This window comes from Vibrio galatheae, assembly GCF_000967545.1.
Taxonomy (GTDB): domain Bacteria; phylum Pseudomonadota; class Gammaproteobacteria; order Enterobacterales; family Vibrionaceae; genus Vibrio; species Vibrio galatheae.
The window spans coordinates 237,022-254,940 of sequence record NZ_JXXV01000012.1 but is presented as its reverse complement, the minus strand read 5'-3'; the positions used below and the strand labels follow the sequence as shown (position 1 = coordinate 254,940).

Here is a 17,919-nt window from a genome sequence, read left to right as displayed (position 1 = left end):
CGGCCCGGGGCACCATCTTACTCAAAGACAAAATTTAAGGCGCGTTGGCAGAGTGGCTATGCAGCGGATTGCAAATCCGTGGACCTCGGTTCGACTCCGGGACGCGCCTCCATAAATTAAGCCCCGATCAGAAATGGTCGGGGCTTTTTATGTCATTAAAATGTATGAGTAAAGTCGTTTATTACACTTTATGTTGCTTGTGCTTATTCAGCGGCTAAATCCACAAAGGTTACGCCATTCTTACCGTTTTTCTTAATTCTATACATAGCAGCATCAGCGTGTTCATATATCTCATTAAAGTGATGCATTTAGTGTGCTTGAGCACCTATTTGGTGCAATGTAGAGTTGATGATTTTATGTATCTATATGAATTTATTGAGTGTTTTAATTTGGCATTCTAATTGCTCCTTAGCCCTTGTCGACGGTGGTCGAAAGCAGAATCTATAACAAGGTCACAGGCAATGAAGCCTCCTTCACTCAGAAAGTGGGGGAGGCTTTTTGTATCAAGGAGTGAATGATGACAAGGGAATGTACCAAAACAGCGTGTCCATATTGTGGCGTTGGCTGTGGAGTAGAAGTTAACGCGTTGGGAATCGAAGGTGACAAACACCATCCAGCCAATCAAGGTGCTTTATGTGTCAAAGGTTCGGCACTGGCACAAAGTCTGGCGATGCCTTCTCGTTTACTCTACCCAAAACTAAATGGCAGAGAGATCACTTGGCAACAAGCCACCGATATGATCGCCTCCGCTTACCATGACGCGATTGTGCATCATGGAGCAAATTCAACCGCTATGTATGTCTCAGGTCAGCTCCTGACGGAAGATTACTACGTTGCGAATAAGTTTATGAAAGGGGTGGTTGGTAGCGCGAATATTGATACTAACTCTCGCCTGTGTATGTCGTCTGCGGTTGTGGCACACAATCGAGCATTTGGTGAAGATGTGGTGCCGGTGAATTATGACGACATCGATGATGCGGATCTCATTGTTATTTGTGGCGCAAACACCGCATGGACTCACCCTGTCTTGTTTCGTCGCATTCAACAAGCTCGCGAGCGTAATCCACAACTTCGAATGGTGGTGATTGACCCACGTGAAACCGTCACCGCCCAGCAATCTGATCTTCATCTTGCCATCCCAAATGATGGTGATACGGCGCTGTTCAATGGCTTACTAAGATATTGCCTTGATCGAGGTGTCATCGATGAGGGTTATGTGGCGCAGCATACCTGTGGTTTTTCAGCACTGAGCGATGCGGTGCGCAGTCAGGATTTTGATTTAGATAGCTTGAGTGAGCAGCTCGGTCTTAGCCAAGAGCAACTGAAAACCTTTTATCGCTGGTTTGCTAACACCCGTAAAACCATCACTCTGTTTTGTCAGGGAGTAAACCAATCTCAATATGGGGCAGACAAAGGCAACGCAATCATTAATGCCCATCTAGCGACTGGCAAACTCGGCTATCAAGGCGCAGGGCCGTTTTCCATCACAGGCCAACCTAATGCGATGGGAGGACGAGAAGTGGGCGGGTTAGCCAACCAACTTGCGGTGCATCGCGGCTTTGACCAAGAGTCTATCAAACTGGTGAGTGAGTTTTGGCAAACCGACAATTTAGCGACAACACCAGGTCTTAAAGCGGTCGAAATGTTTGACGCGGTAGAGCGTGGAGATATCAAGGTGATCTGGATTATGGCAACCAATCCAGTAGTCTCGATGCCTGATAATAGCTTTGTCAAACGAGCCTTAGAAAAATGTCCGCTGGTGATCGTCTCCGACGTGACGTCAGATTCAGACATCGCGCAGTATGCCGACTTGCTATTGCCAGCCGCAGGGTGGGGTGAGAAGCAAGGTATGGTGACCAACTCCGAGCGCATGCTCACGCGTCAACGTCAGTTTATCGAGAGCAAAGGGGCGGCAAAATCGGACTGGCGCGCGGTTTGTGATGTAGGCGCGAAGCTGTGTCAATTGATGGAAAAGCCCAACGCGTTTGATTTCGCCACGGAAGCAGATGTTTTCCGAGAATATGCGGCCATGACAGGCATCAATAAAAATAGTGAACGGCTGCTCGACTTATCTGAGTATGCGCAAATCAGTGATGAAGAGTACCTCAACTGGCAGCCAGTTCAATGGGGCGGTCAGCGACCTTTGGCTGACGGCCAGTTTTGCTTCCCAGACCGAAAAGCGCGTTTTGTGGTCCCAGCTATCCCAAGCAAAAATAGCGAATCTGTGTGGTGGCTTAACTCTGGACGTCAGAGGGATCAGTGGCACACTATGACTCGTACAGGCTATATCTCTCACCTTGCTGCGACAGAGCCAGAGCCGACGGTATACATGAGTCAACGTTCCGCAGCTTATATGGGCATTAAAGAAGGTGAGTTAGTTGCACTAACGGGTGAAGTTACTGAGCGAAGCATTGTGGCTAAAGCTGCGATTGATGATGGACTTGGCACACGACAACTGTTTATGTCAATGCACTGGGCAGGAGAGTATGGTCGCGAAAGTCAGGTTAACGCTGTAATAAGCCGTACGGTCGACCCGCATTCTGGTCAGCCAGCATTTAAATCGCAGCCTGTCGCTATCCGTCCTGTTGATGTTAAAGCTTACGGACTTTACTTGGGAGAAAGATTCGTCGAGAGAAACTTCGCCTATCAGTCGTTTCAAAGCGAAGAGCGTATTGGTGTTTGGCGCTTTGCCGATACACAAAACCTTGATCGCAGCGTTTCGGAAGACCTTGGTGAAACACCGCATAAACGCAAAGTGGTACTTGAACTTGCATCAGGTTGGCTCACAGTTGGGTACGATGAGGTGGGCGAAGAGCGAGTCATTCGCTCGATACTTATGGTGTCTGGTCAGCCTATCGTAACTGATGTGTCACAGTTGGCGTTATTGGTCGGCAAACCTCTGAGATTTTCTTCGCTACTCGCCATTGCTGCGCAGCAAGAGTCGAGTGAGCTTATCTGTAGCTGTTTCCGAGTCAATGACAAACAAATCGTTCGCGAGCTTGAAAGCGGCAATTGCAGCAATCTCAATCAACTTCAAAGCAAACTGAAATGCGGCACCAACTGTGGCTCATGCTTACCACAAGTCGAGCAATTGATTAGCCGCCATCAACAAACCATTTTGGTTGCAAAATAGGAGCGCGTGATGAAAACAGACATGACCAACAAAGAAGGCTCACAATTGGGTTTACGTGGCGCTGGTTTTATTTCCCACCGCTATGTTGAACATTCCATCGCGAGCAACGATGAGGCTCACTCTAACGCGAGTCGCTATGGCAAGGTGCAACTGGTGGGGGCTGGCCCCAATGATCCAGAATTATTGACTATCAAAGCCCTGAAAGCGATTCAGCAAGCAGAGGTTATTGTCTTTGACCGGTTAGTGAATCAAGAGATTTTGCAGTTTGCCAAACCCGGCTGCCAACAGATTTACGTTGGTAAACGTTGTGGAAAGCCGAGTTTAAAGCAAGAAGAGATCAGTCAGATGCTGGTTGAATACGCCAGGCTCGGTAAGCGAGTAGTACGCTTAAAAGGCGGCGACCCCTTTATCTTTGGTCGCGGTGGGGAAGAGGGCTTACTGCTGGCCAAACACGAGATTGAGTTTGACGTTATTCCCGGTATTACCGCGGCTATTGGTTGTGCAGCTTCCTCCATGATTCCGTTGACGCACAGGCAAGTAGCAAGAAGTGTCACTTTTGTCACCGGGCAAGTCGTGACAGGGGCACTGCCTGCTTGGTCGCAACTGGTTAACGCTGGGCAGACGTTAGTTTTTTATATGGGCTTAGAGAAAGCAGAAGAGATACAGCAAGGCATGATGGCACAAGGGCTGGATGCGAGTTTTCCGCTGGCGATTATCACTCACGGCTGTAGCCGCCAGCAAAAAGTGCATGTTTCTAGCTTGGGGTCACTAGCGGCGAAGGCCATTGAATTAAAAGGTGTCAGTCCAGCATTGATTATCTTGGGCGAAGTGGTCAAACTGCGCAAAGAACTTAACAGGACGATAAAGTCGGTGATCTCTCAAGAGGCAGTATGAGCAAAATTTTGGAATGTATTCGCACCGTTGGGCGTGGCGAACGCGGACGTAAGCCGCTAACGTTTGAACAAGCTTACCAGGTCATGGATGAATATCTTGACGGTCACTGCGGTGATGATCAGATGGCAATGCTGTTGATGCTGATTCGGGTACAAAATGAAACCAAGCAAGAAATCGCCGGCTTTGTTAAAGCGTTTCAGTCACGCGTCCCCAATCTGGGTGCCGATATTGATTGGCCGTGTTACGCCGGTAAGCGCACCAGTGCAGGTCAGCCTTGGCACTTGCTCGCGGCTAAGATACTTGCCGATAATGGCTACAAGGTTTTGCTGCACGGTTACCACGATAGACCTGCAGGCCGTTTGCATGCCGAAGACTATCTAGCGGCGTTTGATATTCAACTGGCCAAATCACCGGATGAGGCGAAGCAACTGCTCGACAATAAAGGTATTGCTTATCTCCCGCTTAAACATTTTGCTCCACAAGCAGAGACCATGATTGGTTGGAAGAATCGTTATGGTTTACGTACACCGATCAACACTGTGGTCAGAGCGCTCAATCCTGGCGGGGCTAAATTAGGCTTACGTGGCAGCTTTCATCCCGGGTTTCAACAGTTGCACGCCGAAGTAGAAAGTGAAATTGGTTTGACGAGCCACGCCGTGGTGTCGTTTAAAGGCCAGTCAGGCGAGTCAGAATATAACCCTAAGGTCAGCCAAACTGTGTGGGTTAGTACACCTCGCGGCGTGGAGTCGCATTATTGGGTAGAGAGAATGCTCACGGACATTCCGTTGCCTAAACAATGTCAGTTTGGCAGCGAGCAAAGCGATCTTAATTTAATGGCTAACACCATAGTATCAACGATGGCGGCAACACTATTCGCCGAATCAAACGATGTTGAGCAAGCGTTTGAACAAGCGTATCTGTTTTGGTCCAACTACTGCTCTAAATCATTGCTTACCTAACTCAAATCTCAGTTGGCACATTCCTTGTTATGTCTCTAATTATTAGAGAGCACAACAAGGAATGTTCATGCACACCAACCTCTCCAAAATTCCACTTATTATTTGCAGTGACCGCGTAGAAGAATTAGCGCGTTTAACCACTCAGCTTGCGGCTGAATTCGACAACATCGTCAGCTGTCAGCTAAACCAATTTGAAAAAATGCTCGATCGTGAACCAGACGCTCATGTCGTCGTGGGCTGGTTACAACCTAGCGCAGAATTACGCCTGATTATTGAAGAGTGCCGCGTGAGAAAGCACCCCTTGCTTGTGGTGCTTAAACAACTTAATCAAAATGATATCAGTCGGTTACCGGAAAAAATGGACTATGTTCTTATTCCGGCTGATACGCAGTTTTCCCTTTCTCCTTGGATTGTCAATTCTCATCAAGTTCGCCAATCCGTAGCGGCGCTGGAAGGTGAAATTGAACAACTGGAGTCACGATTAGAGGAGCGCAAGTTAATCGAAAGAGCGAAAGGGCTGTTGATGAAAATGCATCAAGTGGATGAAGATGCGGCTTATCAAGCGATGCGCAAGTCGGCGATGCAATCGAGCCAAACACTGGCGCAAGTTGCGCGCAATCTGCTGCAAACCTTAGAGGCGCTCAAGTAATTGCTTTACCACTTTAGGGTTAGGCGAAAAAATCCGCAATGGTGCGAGGTGCACTAAAGCCAAGCAAGGCTAAAGGGCAATAAGAGTATGCTTCTGTTAAATCACTGATATTAATAAATTAATTAAGTTGGCACGCAACTTGGAATACTCACTAGCAGTAAACCTGACAACTTGTTCAATCGTAACCTTAGATTATCAACGGTGGTAATTATAAAGGATGCAATGGCGCTACGACTCTTCGGAGGCGTAGCGCCTTTTTATTGGAGAAAACTTATGAAATGGACATCAACAATTAAGCGTACTTTAGTCGGCGCTGCACTCACAACCAGTGTTTACGTGCCGAGCACTTTCGCCCAATTGGGTGAACCCGAGCTAGAAGATCTTAAATTCGGCTTTATCAAGTTAACTGACATGGCACCACTGGCCGTTGCCTATGAGAAAGGTTTCTTTGAAGACGAAGGTCTCTACGTCACCTTAGAAGCGCAGGCAAACTGGAAAGTACTGCTTGACCGAGTGATCGACGGCGAACTGGATGGCGCGCACATGCTTTCTGGTCAGCCGCTGGGCGCAACAATAGGTATCGGAACTCAGGCGGAAGTCATCACCGCATTTAGTATGGATCTCAACGGCAATGCGATCACGGTGTCGAATAAAACCTGGCAGCAGATGAAACCAAACATCCCCACCGAAGCGGATGGAAAGCTAGTGCACCCAATCAAAGCCGATGCACTGAAACCTGTCGTCGAAAGTTACCTCGATGAAGGTAAACCATTCAACATGGGGATGGTGTTTCCTGTCTCTACCCACAACTATGAACTGCGTTATTGGCTCGCCGCTGGGGGTATTCATCCCGGCTATTACGCGCCAGAATCAGGTGACAACAGTGGGCAGTTAGACGCGGATGTACTGCTTAGCGTAACGCCGCCGCCGCAAATGCCTGCGACGATGGAAGCGGGTACCATCGAAGGATACTGCGTAGGTGAACCGTGGAACCAACAAGCGGTATTTAAAGGTATTGGTGCGCCCGTTGTCACTGACTACGAAATCTGGAAAAACAACCCAGAGAAAGTATTTGGTGTTTCAAAGGCGTGGGCAGAAAAATACCCTAACACCCATTTCCGTGTGGTTAAAGCTTTGATTCGCGCAGCCCACTGGTTGGATGAAAATAACAATGCCAACCGTGTTGAAGCGGTCAAACTGCTGGCGAAAAGTGAGTATGTTGGTGCGGACTTCGAAGTCATCGCTAATTCTATGACCGGCACCTTTGAATATGAAAAAGGCAACGTGCGTGATGTGCCTGATTTCAACGTCTTCTTCCGCCACAACGCGACCTATCCATACTATAGCGATGCAATCTGGTATCTCACGCAAATGCGTCGTTGGGGTCAGATCCCACAAGAAAAGTCGGATGACTGGTACATGGACATCGCCAAGCAAGTCTATCGCCCAGATATCTACCAACAAGCGGCTCAAGCTTTGATTGAAGAAGGTGTGCTAACCAGTAAAGACTTTCCTAACTTCGAGCAAGAAGACGGGTTTCGCGCCCCGCAGAAACACTTTATCGACAACATTGTCTACGACGGTCGTACACCTAACGCCTATCTAGAGAAATTTTCAATTGGCCTAAAAGGCAAAGACAAAGTTTAGAACCCATTTGGAGGGGCTTGTGTCCCTCCCTACCAAAATTAACAGGGATGTATAGGAGTCGTTATGTCGAGCAATGTTATCTCGCTAATACCAAGCAAGGCGCTGGTGGCGAACAAAAGCAAAGCCTTCGTGTTACCCATCATTGGCATCTTAATGTTTTTGATGATGTGGCACTTAAGCGCGCGTCAGGTAGAAACATCATTGGGTACCTTGCCTGGCCCTGCCCAAACGTATCAGCAGTTCAGTAACTTAGTGGGTGAGCACTGGGACGAAAGAGCGAAAGAGGTTGCGTTTATTGAACGACAAGAGAAACGTAACGCGAAAAAATTGGCTAAAAATCCAGACGCCGAGGTCAAAATCAGACCTTACACGGGTAAACCGACCTTTTTCGATCAAATTGCCACCAGTCTAATTACAGTGGCGAGCGGATTTTTACTTGCTACTGCCATTGCGATTCCGCTCGGTATTGTGCTGGGCTTAAATCACGGTGCTTATCAGGCTTTTAACCCGATTATTCAACTGCTTAAGCCAGTGTCCCCCCTTGCATGGTTACCTATTGTAACCATGGTGGTCAGTGCAACCTACGTCAGTGACGATCCCATGTTTGCCAAATCTTTTGTCAACTCACTACTAACCGTCGCTTTGTGCAGCATATGGCCAACCCTGATAAACACGGCTGTTGGCGTGACCAGCGTTGATAAAGACTTACTCAATGTCAGCAAAGTACTTCAGCTCTCTTGGTGGCAGCATATCCGCGTGATCGTACTCCCTTCTGCCATTCCAATGATCTTTACTGGCCTACGTTTGTCACTCGGTATTGCCTGGATGGTTCTGATCGCGGCAGAGATGCTGGCGCAAAATCCCGGACTCGGCAAATTCGTATGGGACGAGTTCCAAAACGGTAGCTCCGAATCATTAGGACGCATCATGGTGGCGGTCATCACGATTGGTTTGATTGGTTTGTTGCTCGACCGAGGCATGTTGCAACTACAAAAATGGTTGTCTTGGAATAAACAGCAGGCATTGCGATAAAAGGAGTTTCCTATGTCTAAACCATTACTTGATTTAACTCAGTTGGGGATGAGATTTCCGACCCCAAATGGCGAATTTATCGCGTTGAAAAACGTTAATCTGCAAATTCAAAAAGGTGAGTTTGTGTCCTTGATTGGTCACTCTGGGTGTGGCAAATCAACGGTGCTTAACTTAGTCGCGGGTTTACATCTTCCGACCGATGGCGGTGTGATTGTTGATGGACGCGAAGTCAGTGGCCCTGGCCCAGAACGCGCTGTGGTATTTCAGAATCACTCATTGCTGCCTTGGTTAACCGTGTATCAAAACGTTGAGTTGGCCGTTAAACAGATCGCCGCACAATGCTCACAGGGCGTAAATACCAAGCTGTGGATCAAACAGCAGGTTGAGCACTATCTGAATTTGATTCAAATGTCTCATGCGGCAGACAAAAAGCCAGATGAAATCTCTGGAGGGATGAAGCAGCGTGTTGGTATTGCACGAGCATTGGCACTGCAGCCCAAAGTTTTGCTGATGGATGAACCCTTTGGCGCACTCGATGCACTGACAAGAGCGCACCTGCAAGATTCACTGATGCAGATTCAGGCCGAGCTTAACAACACAGTGATCATGATTACCCATGATGTCGACGAAGCGGTATTGCTGTCAGATAAAATTGTCATGATGACTAATGGACCGGCTGCAACGATTGGTGAAGTGTTGTCGATTGATTTACCTCGGCCAAGGGATCGCGTCGCGCTGGCCGATGACCCGAGTTATCAAAAATATCGCCAATCCGTATTGCGCTTCTTGTATGAAAAACAGTCCAAAACAAGCGTTCAGCCAAAAAGCAGCGAGCAAAAACCGCTCGACGTGCCTGCCCAAACAGCTTAAAGGAGTCATCGAATGGAACATTTAGTCATCGTTGGTAACGGTATGGTTGGCCATCATCTTGTCGCGCAGTTGGTTGAGCGCGGAGCACATTTAGAAAAGCGTATTACTGTGATTGGGGAAGAGCGGTTTATCGCTTACGATCGGGTTCAGCTTTCGTCACTCTTTTCAGGTAAAAGCCATCAAGATCTGATGCTTAGCAGTGAGGAGTGGTACAACAGACACGGGATTGAACTATTACTTGGTAGCCAAGTAACTAAGATCGAGCGTGACAACAAGCGATTGATGTTGGATAGCGACAGCGTGATGGGTTACGACCAGCTAGTGCTTGCCACCGGATCCTATCCGTTTGTCCCACCGATTGAAGGTAAAGATCGTGACAATATCTTTGTTTATCGCACGTTGGACGATCTCTCCGAAATTAAGACCGCCTGTCAGGGGGCCAAAAAAGGCGCGGTGATTGGTGGAGGTCTGCTTGGGTTAGAAGCGGCAAATGCGCTCAAACTGTTGGGCGTGGAAACTCACGTGGTTGAATTTGCACCGCGCCTGATGCCTGTTCAGCTTGATAACGCAGCAGGGCAAGTATTGAAAGAGAAGATTGAGCAACTCGGGCTAAGCGTACATACCTCAACGGCAACAGAGCGAATCTGTGATGGGGAAGATGCCAAACATCGCATGGTGTTTACAGATGCTGAACCACTAGAGGTCGATGTCATCATCTTTTCGGCAGGGATTCGACCACAAGACACACTCGCCAGAGAAGCCGGACTGCAAATTGGTGAGCGTGGAGGGGTGGTGATTGATAACCAATGCCGCACCAGTGACGATAATATTTTTGCCATCGGTGAATGCGCTTTGTGGCAAGAGAGAATATTCGGTTTGGTCGCCCCCGGATACACCATGGCTAGAGTCACCGCTGATGCGCTATTAAATCGTGACAACGCTGGTTTTACCGGCGCGGATATGAGCACCAAGCTTAAGCTACTTGGGGTTGACGTTGCGTCAATTGGTGATGCTCATAAAGCAACGCCTGGAGCACAAGAAATGGTGTTGCAAGATGCCGTCGCGGGCATATACAAAAAGCTGGTGGTTGATGAATCGGGCAGCAAATTACTTGGCGCAATCTTGGTTGGGGATAACTCAGATTACGATGCATTGCTCCAGTGCTATCTCAATGAAACAACCTTGCCTGATCACGCCGCTAATCTGCTTTTCGACACGGGAATGTTACAAGGAGATTTAGCCGATAGCGCAATGATCTGTTCTTGTCACAATGTGACCAAGGGCGATCTAGTCAGTGCTATTCAAGCGGGAGCCCACGATCTAGATACCCTCAAGTCAACGACTAAGGCAGGGACGGGGTGTGGTGGCTGTGCCAACATGGTTAAGAGCGTGTTGGATACCGAGCTAATGGCAATGGGCGTAGAGGTAAACAACCATATTTGTGAACACTTCGAATTGTCACGCCAAGAGATGTTCCACATTTGTCAGGTAGAAGAGATCAAAGATTTTGACACCCTAATTGAACGGCACGGGCGTGGTCATGGCTGTGACCTATGCAAACCTACCGCAGCGTCGGTGTTTGCTTCGCTGTGGAATGAACACATCATGGAGCCTCACCATAGTGGGCTGCAAGATTCAAACGATGCCTTTATGGCTAACCTGCAAAAAGATGGTTCGTATTCGGTCGTGCCCCGTGTCGCAGGCGGGGAAATTACCCCAGATAAGTTGATTGCTCTGGGCGAAGTGGCGAAAAAGTATGACTTATATACCAAGATAACCGGTGGTCAACGGGTGGATTTGTTTGGCGCTCAAGTAGAGCAGCTTCCTGCAATCTGGCAAGCGTTGATAGAGGCAGGATTTGAAACTGGTCACGCTTACGGAAAATCACTGCGCACCGTTAAGTCTTGTGTTGGGTCGACTTGGTGTCGCTACGGGGTTGATGATTCAGTGGGCCTCGCGATTGAGCTAGAAAACCGTTACAAGGGTCTACGCGCGCCGCACAAAATCAAATTTGCAGTGTCTGGTTGTACGCGAGAATGCGCAGAGGCTCAGAGCAAAGATATTGGCGTCATCGCGACTGAGAACGGTTGGAATCTCTACGTTTGTGGTAATGGCGGCATGAGGCCAAGACACGCCGATTTACTTGCGGCGGATCTCTCGAAACTGGAACTCGTTTCCCTAATTGATCGTGTGCTGATGTTCTACGTGCGTACAGCCGATCGCTTGCAACGTACATCGGTATGGATGGAGAACCTCGATGGCGGGTTGGAGTATCTAAAACAAGTCGTGGTTGACGACTCACTCAACATCGCTCAGTCATTAGAAGCACAAATGCAGCACGTGGTTGATACCTATCAATGTGAATGGAAGAGCACGTTGGACAATCCAGAAAAAATGATCAAGTTCAAGCCATTTATCAACGTGGATGATGAGAGCCAAGCGTTGCCGTATCAAAGAATTCGCGGCCAAAGAATTCCAGTCAAGGAGGAAGTCTAATGGATGTAATCGATAAGATAAAAATCTGCGGTTTGGAGCAGCTAACGCCTTACCAAGGTCGAGCTGCGCTGATTGACGGCGAACAAATCGCCCTGTTTTATGTGCCTAATCAAGGCGTGTTTGCCGTCCAGAACTGGGATCCAATCGGTCAAGCTTATGTGCTGTGCCGAGGTATTGTCGGTGACATCGCTGGCGAGCTGTGTGTTGCTTCTCCTTTGTATAAGCAGCACTTTAGCCTAGTCACTGGGGTTTGTATGGAAGATGCTGATGTTCGACTTAATGTCTATTCGGTCAAAATAGAGCAAGGCAGTGTTTGCATCACTTGCTGATTATTTAATCGAATTGGCGAGATGTTAGTCGTTGACGTGGTCTTTTTAACCACTTGAACTGAAATGGAAAATATTTGATTGACCATAAATATTAATCCGCTAAAGTACACCCCGTTCTCGCAGTAAGTCTGCAAGAATGGTGGTGTACCATCGCTTTATGCGTTGCCCTGGTGGTGGAATTGGTAGACACAAGGGATTTAAAATCCCTCGGCGTTCGCGCTGTGCCGGTTCAAGTCCGGCCCGGGGCACCATCTTACCTTTCGGTAAAGCAAATTTAAGGCGCGTTGGCAGAGTGGCTATGCAGCGGATTGCAAATCCGTGGACCTCGGTTCGACTCCGGGACGCGCCTCCATTTTGCTGCACTATCTAACCAGCTTAACGCTGGTTTTTTTGTCGCAAAATGTTCTATTCAGGCTGAACACGGACTGACTTTTTGCGCCATTTCCACTTTTCTCATCGGCATTACATCGATAGTCTCAATGACTTGCTCCCAGTCGGTACGTTTACCCCAACGAAGTTTCTCTCCGCCGTCTTTGCCAATTAACACCGCAGTGTGAGAGTGGGGGGCAACGTTATAAACGCTATACAGCGCCTGAAGATTAAACTCTTCCTTCACCCACTTGGGCATACTGTAGCCATCGGCGGTCACGACTAAGGTCACCAAATCCCTATCTTGTAATTCACACTCATTCATCAAAGTTTCAAGTAGAAACTGTTTTACGTGTTCGTCATTTGTCGGCGCAAAGTAAATGACACTGCGATGTGACCAATGCGCGGAATACGATGGGTAACCCCAACTTAATGGGCAAACCAGTAATGAAATGACGACGAGAATGGCGGCACGCATAGCGACATCCCTCCACATGGGTTTGATAAAATGTTCGGTTTACACGTGTTCTACATTAATTGTAGGTGGTAAGCTCAACCCAAGAGTGGAATTAAACGGCAGTCTTAAAATGCATACAATCAAGTCGCAACGTCTGACTTTAAGAATGGTCAATCATCAAGATGCGGCTTTTATCAACGAGCTTTATAACAGTGAGGATTTCATCAAGTATGTTGGTGACAAGCAGATTCGCTGTGATCAAGACGCTATTCAATATATTGATGAAAAAATTCTAGCCATGCATCGTGAATACGGCGTGTGCTTACTGCTGGTTGAAGTGAGCGAAACAAACGAGAAGCTGGGCGTATGTGGTTTGATCAGAAGGCCTGAACTAGAAGCTTATGATATCGGTTATGGATTCAAGCCCAGCGCTTATGGTAAAGGTTACGGTTATGAAGCCGCGTCAGCCGTTATCGATTATGCGCGTGAACAAGCGAGCATCAAAGACTTGGTTGCGATAACAACTTCGGATAATTTAGCGAGTCGTGCTTTGCTATCTAAACTCGGCTTTACCTATGTCAAAGTTCAAGATGTACTTAGTGATACCGTCGACCTTATATTGTACCAACTGACGATATGTCGAGAGCAATGAAGCCTTTTAGTATCCTTGGTGGAAAACTGCTGACAGAATTCAAAACCGTACGCGCTATGGTACACATCTATTGCCGTGCTCATCATTCAACGCTCACTGGATTGTGTTAGCCATCCGTCATTTACTGCATCAACGTAAACCTGTTCCCACTAAACCACCGCCCAATGCTTCCAACCGATACCGTAGAAGGCTTGAAGCAAAAGGGAAATAATAGCGAACTGTCGTTATTCTCCAGCGACAGCTTGGCGTTTTGTTTTTACACTCGCAATAAGCATATAAATACAAGTTGCGAGCAAGGCGGCAAACAGATAGCCGAGTAAGCCTTGCGCGTCACTCATAAAGCTATCAGCAATGACTGGGCCGACAATAGAGCCAATACTGTAGCTAAACAACATGACTTGGGTTGCTGAGACGATATAGTTGGCGTCTAACTTGTCGCAACCTAGGTTAATCGCAACAGGGTAGAGGGCAAACGTTGCCATCCCAAGCAGCAACAGACCCAATCCCAATGCTTGAATACCGCTCACCATAGAGACAAAGGTTATCGCTGCCACACCCAACAAACAAAATAGCGCCATCAGCAGCGTGCGGCCGAAAAACTTAGAAAGTAAAGGCACAACAGGTTGAACGGCCATTCCACCTAAGATGACAATCGCCATCAGGCCACCAATATTGCTATTGCTAATTCCGCGGTTTTGCAGCTCAATGGGCATCAAACCGTAAATTGCCCCTAAGGTTAGACCTGATACCACGCAACCAATAATAGCCGCATGGTTAAGTTTACTGATCTGTTTCAGTGACAGTGCTGCGCTATGTTCACTCTCTGGTTGGTCACTCTCGCCAAACAGCAGCACCACAACAGCTAAAATCAATAAAGTGACAATGGTAATAAATGGCACGCCACCCGAGATACCGATAATACCGATCCCCAATTGACCGAGTGCGCCTCCACCATAGAGAGCCCCCATGTAAAGGCCGAGTCTTTTAGCGCGGTTTTTTTCGTCACCATGCAGTAACCAAGATTCGACTACAACAAACACGCCAGCGACTGCCACACCGGCGACAAAGCGCGCAATGAGCCATACAGGTGTGTAAGGGATGAGTGGCAAAACCATAATCGTGATGATGAAAGTCACTAAGCACCAAACGAAAGCCGAGCGATGGCCAACTTTTTTAACCAATGGTTCAACACCGATAGCACCGAGTAAAAGACCAACATAAAACACGCTCGCTAGCCAACTGGCGAGTGACACGTTTAAGTGGTACTCAGTCAGCATCAACGGGATCAGACTCATTAAATACCCTGACGCGACCGCATAAAGAGCAAGCGCTAAGACTGGTACAGCAATACGTGCTTTGGGATCAGGTAAAAGAGTGTGTTCCAATGTCGTGGCCTCAAAATTCATGGTGGTATTGAACAAAATTTCGGCGCGACTATGGGATTAAAAATCAAAAAGGTACAACGAAAGGTTTTAATCTTGACGATTAAAATAATTTATCGATAAAAGGGGGTAGATTGTGACACTTAAATGGCAGAGAAACAGCCGTATTTCTCTGCATTAAGTTATAAATATGTTACTTGATTATTTTGTCAGAGCTTGATTAAGCCATTGTTCAAATTGGCCTTTAGGTAGCGCGCCATTAATGACATCGACTCTTTCGCCATCTTTGAACACCATTATGGTAGGAATGCTTCTAATTTGATATTTGGCGGCCAGATTCTGCTGACTTTCTGTATCTATTTTTACAAATCGAACGCTTTTTGCTCGTTCTGATGCAACATCGGAAAAGACCGGAGCAAAACCGACACACGGATTACACCAAGGTGCCCAAAAATCGACTACGACAGGAACCTTGCTGTTCAAAATGGCGGAAAAATTGCTTTCTGTTCCTTCGATGGGTGCACCGTCGAGAAGTGGTGATTTACATTTGCCGCAAGTAGGTGTTTCAGAAATACGTTCAGTCGGGACTCGATTGACGCCAGAGCAAGATGGGCAACGGGTATTAAAGGTTGACATGATATTCCTCTCGTTGTTTTTTGCTATTTGATGACAGTATACACCGGAGCTAGTTATACTCTGAAATCATCGAGTGATACAAATAACGAAATTAAAGGCTCTAAATGAAAAGTTTCTACGCTGAAATTACCGGTTGGGGAAAATGCCTACCGCCAGCCACGCTCTCCAATGAAGATCTAAGTACATTTTTAGATACCTCCGATGAGTGGATTCGCACTCGTACTGGAATTGAGAATCGCCGTATTAGCCATGTTAACACTTCGGACATGGCGACAGTTGCGGCAAAGCACGCTTTGGCTTGTGCGGGAAAAACAGCAGATGAAATTGATTTGATCATCATTGCGACCTGTTCACCGGACTCTCTGATTCCAAACATTGCATCTAAAGTGTCACAAAATTTAGGCATCAAAGCCGCCACTGCATTTGATTTAAATGCGGCATGTACTGGCTTTGTCTATGGCTTAGAAACCGCAACACGTTTAATGCAATCTGGCAATTACAACAATGCGATTGTGGTTGGTGCAGAGCGTTTGTCTTTCTTTATCGATTGGGCGATGCGTGATACTGCAGTGCTGTTTGGCGATGGTGCTGGCGCGGTGGTGTTGAGCCGAACCGAGCAGCAAGTTGGTTTACAACAGACACAACTGGGTTGTGACTCTGCCGGGCGCGATATTTTATCGGTACCTAAGTTCGGTACCAGTATGGATCGATTTGCCGCTGACAATGGACACTGGGATTTTAATTTCGTTGGCAAAGATATTTTCAAGCGAGCAGTTAAAGGTATGGGAGCGGCGGCGCAAAACGTGCTGGCACGCAGTGAGCTATCAACAGATGACATCGATGTGGTGATCCCTCACCAAGCCAATATTCGCATTATCCAAACCTTGTGTGATCTGTCAGGAATCGAACAAAGCAAAGCGTTTGTTAATATCCAAAAATACGGTAATACCTCGGCTGCCACTGTGCCTATTGCTTTGTGTGAAGCAGTCGAGCAAGGTTTTATTAAACCTGGCAATAATCTGTTAATGGCGGCATTCGGTGCAGGACTTACTTGGGGGGCGTGTCACTTGAAATGGGGTGAGCGAGTGACGCCACTTGCGACCAGCGATGCCGCATTGCCTGCTTGTGATAAAACGGCGCTTGAGTTGCTGGCTGAAGCGATTGAGTTTTGTAACAATCGCCCATAGAACTAGGATGTTACTACAAAAAGTCGCGCGCTCAGTGCGACTTTTTTTATCAATCGCATTATTATACTAGCCTAATGATAAGAAGGGCTTACATGAAATTTCTCCACACCTCTGATTGGCATCTCGGTCGTCAATTTCACAATGTTTCTCTGTTAGATGATCAAAAAGCTATCCTTGAACAAATCATTGAATACTTGGCGTCCAGCCCGGTTGATGCGCTGGTGATTGCTGGTGATATCTATGACCGCTCTGTACCTCCGACCGCGGCGATTGAGCTGATGAATCAGTTTGTGCGTCGAGTGTGTGGCGAGTTAGCTGTGCCAATTATTTTGATTCCGGGTAATCACGATGGCGCAGAACGCTTAGGCTTTGGCTCTGAGCAAATGAAAAATGCCGGACTGCATATTTTATCGAATTTTTCAGACATGTTGACCCCAGTCGAGCTTGATACCGATGTTGGCAAAGTACGCTTCTATGGCATGCCGTACAACGATCCCGAATTGGTACGTCATCACTTTAAACAGCCTGTTGCTACTCATGATGAAGCGCATCAATTGCTATGTCGCACAATTGTCGAAACGTTTGAATCAGACGCTAAGAATGTTCTGCTCTGCCATTGCTTTGTTGATGGTGCGATAGAATCAGAATCTGAAAGGCCGCTTTCAATCGGTGGCTCGGATCGCGTCAGTCACGAACATTTCACTCCCTTTGATTACGTTGCACTTGGCCATCTGCATCAGCCGCAGAAAAAAGGTGAAGATTATATTCGTTATTCCGGTTCGTTAATGAAATACAGTTTTTCGGAGCAGCACCAGAAAAAGGGCATGACTTTAGTCGAGATGGATGAAGCGGGTTTTCACACGGCAACACATATCGATCTTATCGCGCCGCATGAAATGCGCATTATTGAAGGCGAGCTAGATGAGATCATCGCGCAAGGCAAAACCGATCCTAAAAGTCATGATTACTTGCTGGTTCGGCTGATGGATAAGCATGCGATTCTCAATCCAATGGAAAAGCTGAGAGCGGTATACCCTAATGTTTTGCACCTCGAAAAACCTGGCATGTTGATTGGGGTCGAGCAACAAATGTCGGCAGCCAAACTGGCTCGTAGCGAAGTGGACATGTTTCGCGATTTTTTCTGCGAAGCACAAGACAGCGAATTAAGCGATGCGCAAGAAAAAGCCATCACTGACATTGTCAAACAACTTAGCGAGCAATAGGACA

The 17,919-nt window shown here is 47.3% G+C and carries 15 protein-coding genes, 3 tRNA genes and 1 pseudogene; 16 read left to right on the top strand and 3 right to left on the bottom strand.

Features of this window, described 5'->3' with window-relative positions; genetic code table 11:
* Positions 1 to 38 precede the first annotated feature (38 nt).
* From TW81_RS06810 to TW81_RS06755, 12 genes are all read left to right on the top strand, one after another.
* A tRNA-Cys gene (locus TW81_RS06810) sits at positions 39 to 112 on the top strand.
* A gap of 405 nt (positions 113 to 517) precedes the next feature.
* A complete protein-coding gene (locus TW81_RS06805; RefSeq protein WP_045954943.1) occupies positions 518 to 3,133 on the top strand; it encodes a nitrate reductase in 2,616 nt (871 codons plus the stop codon).
* 21 nt (positions 3,134 to 3,154) lie between these two features.
* Entirely contained in the window at positions 3,155 to 4,027 is an 873-nt protein-coding gene (gene cobA / locus TW81_RS06800; RefSeq protein ID WP_420835057.1) for a uroporphyrinogen-III C-methyltransferase, read from the top strand.
* Entirely contained in the window at positions 4,024 to 4,986 is a 963-nt protein-coding gene (locus TW81_RS06795; protein WP_045954941.1) for a glycosyl transferase family protein, read from the top strand. Before cobA ends, TW81_RS06795 begins: the two co-directional genes overlap by 4 nt.
* Positions 4,987 to 5,053: 67 nt before the next feature.
* Positions 5,054 to 5,635: an ANTAR domain-containing response regulator gene (locus tag TW81_RS06790; protein ID WP_045954940.1), complete on the top strand. Its 582-nt coding sequence runs from the start codon at positions 5,054 to 5,056 to the stop codon at positions 5,633 to 5,635.
* A gap of 273 nt (positions 5,636 to 5,908) precedes the next feature.
* A complete protein-coding gene (locus TW81_RS06785) occupies positions 5,909 to 7,282 on the top strand; it encodes a CmpA/NrtA family ABC transporter substrate-binding protein (RefSeq protein ID WP_045954939.1) in 1,374 nt (457 codons plus the stop codon).
* Between the two features lie 63 nt (positions 7,283 to 7,345).
* Positions 7,346 to 8,314, top strand: a complete 969-nt coding sequence (locus TW81_RS06780; RefSeq protein WP_045954938.1) for an ABC transporter permease — start codon at positions 7,346 to 7,348, stop codon at positions 8,312 to 8,314.
* 12 nt (positions 8,315 to 8,326) lie between these two features.
* Positions 8,327 to 9,184 (top strand): ABC transporter ATP-binding protein, encoded by an 858-nt coding sequence (locus tag TW81_RS06775; RefSeq protein WP_045954937.1) that lies wholly within the window; start codon positions 8,327 to 8,329, stop codon positions 9,182 to 9,184.
* Positions 9,185 to 9,196: 12 nt separating this feature from the next.
* Positions 9,197 to 11,680 carry a nitrite reductase large subunit NirB gene (gene nirB / locus TW81_RS06770; RefSeq protein ID WP_045954936.1) on the top strand — a complete coding sequence of 828 codons (2,484 nt, stop codon included), beginning with the start codon at positions 9,197 to 9,199 and terminating at the stop codon, positions 11,678 to 11,680.
* On the top strand, positions 11,680 to 12,009 hold the full coding sequence (gene nirD / locus TW81_RS06765; RefSeq protein ID WP_045954935.1) for a nitrite reductase small subunit NirD: 330 nt from the start codon (positions 11,680 to 11,682) through the stop codon (positions 12,007 to 12,009). The genes nirB and nirD overlap by 1 nt, the downstream gene beginning before the upstream one ends.
* A 164-nt stretch (positions 12,010 to 12,173) precedes the next feature.
* Positions 12,174 to 12,260: transfer RNA gene (locus TW81_RS06760), tRNA-Leu, on the top strand.
* 27 nt (positions 12,261 to 12,287) lie between these two features.
* Positions 12,288 to 12,361: transfer RNA gene (locus tag TW81_RS06755), tRNA-Cys, on the top strand.
* A 57-nt stretch (positions 12,362 to 12,418) separates the two neighbouring features.
* Here TW81_RS06755 and TW81_RS06750 read toward each other — a convergent pair.
* Entirely contained in the window at positions 12,419 to 12,856 is a 438-nt protein-coding gene (locus tag TW81_RS06750; protein WP_045954934.1) for a DUF4174 domain-containing protein, read from the bottom strand.
* Positions 12,857 to 12,965: 109 nt separating this feature from the next.
* Here TW81_RS06750 and TW81_RS06745 point away from each other — a divergent pair, with 109 nt between their 5' ends.
* Positions 12,966 to 13,487: a GNAT family N-acetyltransferase gene (locus TW81_RS06745; protein WP_045954962.1), complete on the top strand. Its 522-nt coding sequence runs from the start codon at positions 12,966 to 12,968 to the stop codon at positions 13,485 to 13,487.
* Positions 13,484 to 13,698, top strand: a pseudogene (locus TW81_RS19535) (nitrous oxide-stimulated promoter family protein). Before TW81_RS06745 ends, TW81_RS19535 begins: the two are co-directional and overlap by 4 nt.
* Positions 13,699 to 13,711: 13 nt before the next feature.
* On the opposite strand, the gene TW81_RS06740 reads toward TW81_RS19535, so the two are convergent.
* Positions 13,712 to 14,872, bottom strand: a complete 1,161-nt coding sequence (locus TW81_RS06740; RefSeq protein ID WP_045954961.1) for an MFS transporter — start codon at positions 14,870 to 14,872, stop codon at positions 13,712 to 13,714.
* 198 nt (positions 14,873 to 15,070) lie between these two features.
* Complete coding sequence (gene trxC / locus TW81_RS06735) at positions 15,071 to 15,505, bottom strand: thioredoxin TrxC (protein ID WP_045954933.1); 435 nt, start codon at positions 15,503 to 15,505, stop codon at positions 15,071 to 15,073.
* Between the two features lie 104 nt (positions 15,506 to 15,609).
* On the opposite strand from trxC, the gene TW81_RS06730 reads away from it, so the two are divergent.
* Complete coding sequence (locus tag TW81_RS06730; protein ID WP_045954932.1) at positions 15,610 to 16,692, top strand: ketoacyl-ACP synthase III; 1,083 nt, start codon at positions 15,610 to 15,612, stop codon at positions 16,690 to 16,692.
* Positions 16,693 to 16,784: 92 nt separating this feature from the next.
* On the top strand, positions 16,785 to 17,915 hold the full coding sequence (locus TW81_RS06725; RefSeq protein ID WP_045954931.1) for an exonuclease SbcCD subunit D: 1,131 nt from the start codon (positions 16,785 to 16,787) through the stop codon (positions 17,913 to 17,915).
* Positions 17,916 to 17,919: the final 4 nt, after the last annotated feature.

Excerpts from the sequence above, each read along its gene's own strand:
- TW81_RS06795 (WP_045954941.1), top strand. The coding sequence starts at position 4,024 with ATGAGCAAAATTTTGGAATGTATTCGCACCGTTGGGCGTGGCGAACGC.
- nirB (WP_045954936.1), top strand. The coding sequence starts at position 9,197 with ATGGAACATTTAGTCATCGTTGGTAACGGTATGGTTGGCCATCATCTT.
- TW81_RS06785 (WP_045954939.1), top strand. The coding sequence starts at position 5,909 with ATGAAATGGACATCAACAATTAAGCGTACTTTAGTCGGCGCTGCACTC.
- TW81_RS06775 (WP_045954937.1), top strand. The coding sequence starts at position 8,327 with ATGTCTAAACCATTACTTGATTTAACTCAGTTGGGGATGAGATTTCCG.
- TW81_RS06780 (WP_045954938.1), top strand. The coding sequence starts at position 7,346 with ATGTCGAGCAATGTTATCTCGCTAATACCAAGCAAGGCGCTGGTGGCG.
- trxC (WP_045954933.1), bottom strand. The coding sequence starts at position 15,505 with ATGTCAACCTTTAATACCCGTTGCCCATCTTGCTCTGGCGTCAATCGA.
- TW81_RS06790 (WP_045954940.1), top strand. The coding sequence starts at position 5,054 with ATGCACACCAACCTCTCCAAAATTCCACTTATTATTTGCAGTGACCGC.
- TW81_RS06805 (WP_045954943.1), top strand. The coding sequence starts at position 518 with ATGACAAGGGAATGTACCAAAACAGCGTGTCCATATTGTGGCGTTGGC.
- cobA (WP_420835057.1), top strand. The coding sequence starts at position 3,155 with ATGACCAACAAAGAAGGCTCACAATTGGGTTTACGTGGCGCTGGTTTT.
- nirD (WP_045954935.1), top strand. The coding sequence starts at position 11,680 with ATGGATGTAATCGATAAGATAAAAATCTGCGGTTTGGAGCAGCTAACG.
- TW81_RS06725 (WP_045954931.1), top strand. The coding sequence starts at position 16,785 with ATGAAATTTCTCCACACCTCTGATTGGCATCTCGGTCGTCAATTTCAC.
- TW81_RS06750 (WP_045954934.1), bottom strand. The coding sequence starts at position 12,856 with ATGCGTGCCGCCATTCTCGTCGTCATTTCATTACTGGTTTGCCCATTA.
- TW81_RS06730 (WP_045954932.1), top strand. The coding sequence starts at position 15,610 with ATGAAAAGTTTCTACGCTGAAATTACCGGTTGGGGAAAATGCCTACCG.
- TW81_RS06745 (WP_045954962.1), top strand. The coding sequence starts at position 12,966 with ATGCATACAATCAAGTCGCAACGTCTGACTTTAAGAATGGTCAATCAT.